The sequence below is a fragment of the Thalassospira sp. UBA1131 genome (assembly GCF_002311515.1).
Classification (GTDB): domain Bacteria; phylum Pseudomonadota; class Alphaproteobacteria; order Rhodospirillales; family Thalassospiraceae; genus Thalassospira.
Map to the genome: position 1 here is coordinate 20,230 of NZ_DCAO01000079.1, position 2,768 is coordinate 22,997.

General features: G+C 53.1%; 4 protein-coding genes. All 4 read right to left on the bottom strand.

Features of this window, described 5'->3' with window-relative positions; all coding sequences use genetic code 11:
* A partial coding sequence (locus B3Z49_RS12085) for an ABC transporter substrate-binding protein (RefSeq protein ID WP_296991102.1) occupies positions 1–404 on the bottom strand: 404 nt, incomplete at its 3' end.
* A gap of 365 nt (positions 405–769) precedes the next feature.
* Positions 770–1,489: a substrate-binding periplasmic protein gene (locus B3Z49_RS12090; RefSeq protein WP_296991104.1), complete on the bottom strand. Its 720-nt coding sequence runs from the start codon at positions 1,487–1,489 to the stop codon at positions 770–772.
* A 168-nt stretch (positions 1,490–1,657) separates the two neighbouring features.
* Entirely contained in the window at positions 1,658–2,335 is a 678-nt protein-coding gene (locus tag B3Z49_RS12095) for a hypothetical protein (protein WP_296991106.1), read from the bottom strand.
* Positions 2,336–2,397: 62 nt separating this feature from the next.
* Positions 2,398–2,768, bottom strand: a 371-nt coding sequence (locus tag B3Z49_RS12100; RefSeq protein WP_296991109.1) for a hypothetical protein, incomplete at its 5' end; no start/stop codon positions are given.

The following is a 2,768-nucleotide window of genomic DNA, read 5'->3' on the forward strand; positions in this document are numbered from 1 at the left end:
TTGCCATGGTCATCACCCAGCCAAACGCCGATTTCCTTGTTTTTAAGATCATTGAGTGATTTCACGGTGTCGTCAGCCGTGATCAAAAGGCTTTTGGGACGTCCAACAACCACCGCCCCGGAAACAAGCGGCACACCTGCCGATTGTCGAATGGTCTCGCCGCTGGCAAAGACACCATCGATTTCGCCGCGTTTAAGCGAGACTGCGGTGCGTTTGTTTGGCAACCAGACGGGCTGCACACATAACCCGGCCTCTGCCATCGCGGCACGGTAGCGTTCGGCAGAGCGGACATGATCGGCCATTTCCGGCAAGGCAATCTTGAGACAGACTTCTTCGTCTGCCTTTGCCGAGGGCAGCAATTCAAATGACAGGAAAAGTGCTGCCAGAAAAATGACAGCAAACATACACGACCGAACGATCGCATTGGGCTTGCGAAGCGCCATAGTATCACCCCCAAGGCAACATCTTCCCGGTGATAGCGGGACATGTTGCGAGCCTACCTGATCTGCCCGCCGTCATTAATTGCGGTCGGGTCATTTTCATTGTTCTTTGGTTTCGGCTTTTGCCGTTAGGGAAAACTATAAGTGCAATCCAAAAGCGTGTGCAAGCACCTGTTTGCCAATCGTCTAAGGCAAACGTATAGGTCGCAGTGCAACATTATGCGCCAGAATCAAAGCCAAGCTGGCAGGGCGCCGGAGCCTTTTTGAACGCGCATTGCATCAACCAACCGCAAAGGCGGAAACGCCTTTGACCCAACGTTTGATGCGGTTCAGGAGGGGTCCTTGCGCAAGGCCGCTATCTTTTCCCGGAAGCGGACGGTGCCATTATCAAATTTCGCCATCTGTTCGGCATGTTCGGCCCGAAGGAAGCTATAGACCGCGAGATTGGCAACAGGGATCGCAACAAACCCTTCCGGCGCACCACCCTGACTGCGCAATGAATAGTCATTGAGCAAAATGCCATCCAGACGTCCTTTCACAAGCATCTCCATCATCAACTCCGGTCCACCGGCGATGGGCACAACGTGGTCATAATGTTCAAGAAGCTTTTCTGACCAGCCTGTTCCCAACCAGACACCGATCTGCTCGGATTTAAGCTCTGACAGGGTTTTGGGCCCATCCTTTTTAACGACAAACATACCATCGGGTTTTCCCAAAATGACACTGCCGCGGATCACAGGCGTTTCGGTCGTCTTCCCGTATGTTTCAAGCATGGCAAAGACGCCATCAATCTGTTTATGGCGCATTGCCATGAACGTTCGCGCATGGGGCATCAAAACAGGTTCGACACAAAGACCGGCATCATTCATTGCCGCCTGATAAATATCGTGTCCGGTATCGCCAATTGTGGCTTCGGGGATGGCAATGCGCAGGCATGGTTGCTTTGCCTTTGCGCCGGGCAGCATGGCAAAGGAAAGCAAAAGCGCCGCCAAACAGATCAGTGTCAGGGCACAGTTCCGCAAGAACGTGTGCAATTGAAAGCTCGCCATTTTCAGTCTCCCACGGCACCAACTGTTTGTTGAGTAACCGAATCCCGGGAAGTTCAGCTTGCACTTGGTTGGCAAGTTCTGTCGTTCCAGATTTTTTAATCCGTTGATTGAAAAGATATATTCAAACCCGCTGATTGCCTAGCGGCGAGTTATCAGTCGTCGGGCGCTTCAGTTCGGAGGAGCCGCTTTGTCGCAACAGGGTATCGTAATACCAAGTTTAGCCAGAAAGGCGCGCGTGGCGCGGTCAAATTGCGGTTTGATAACGGCAAACTCGGCTTTCAGCCAGCTATGCACATCAAAATGATCAACCTCAATCGCCTTGTATCCTTCGGGTACGCCGCCCGCAAGACCAAGCGAATAGGCATCAGCCAGCATGGCATCAATGCGCCCTTCGGCCAGCATTTCCTTTAGCATCGCCGTACCGCGCGGCACCCTGATCACGTTTGCGTATTGCTCAACAAGCTTGGGGCACCAGGTCGCGCCAAGCGGCACACCGACCACTTCGGTGGTAAGATCGGCGATCTTATTTACCGGTCCCTCACGCACCACCAGATATCCTGCCAGCGACCCAAGAAGAACATCACCGGCAACCAGCGGCAGGTTTACAAGCTCCGGCAGGTCATCGCGTGCTGCAAAAACACCATCAAGCCGCCCGGAACGCAGTGCGACAACCGCGCGTGTTTGCGGCAATGCCACAGGTGATACACATAACCCCTCGTCTTTCATCACCTGACGATAAAGATCGAGTTTTTGCGGACTGGATTGGAGTTCAGGCATGGCGATACGAAGGCATTTCTCATCTGCCTTGGCAGACGGCAATACCCCGAAAGACATCACAACGGCCATAAAACATATCGTTGCAAAAACACAGGCTGTGGCAAAGCTGTGTTTTGACGTGCGCGCCATACTTACCCCCAAAGGCATTCGGTCTGTTCTTTTTCTTTCGTTTCCCGGAATTCCGTTATTTCGAACCACTCAGGAACCTGTTTGTTTTGGCCATTGCCGTTGCGGCTTTTGCACTGCATTGCGTCAAACGATACGTTGGAATGCCGGGCTTTACCAGCCGGAATTATGTGGTTATGCGCAGAGGAAAAAGAAACCCCGGCGCTCCACAACCTAGCCTTCAGACGTAAGAATTCCACGCTATCGGTTTCTTTGCCCTGCCCCTTAAACAGGGCCCGGCAGTTGGCCGCTTGACCATCGATAAATGTTCCTGCATTGCGCGCTTTTGGAACTTGACCAATATGCGGATGGGGCGCACCATCTGCGCGCGGCTGGC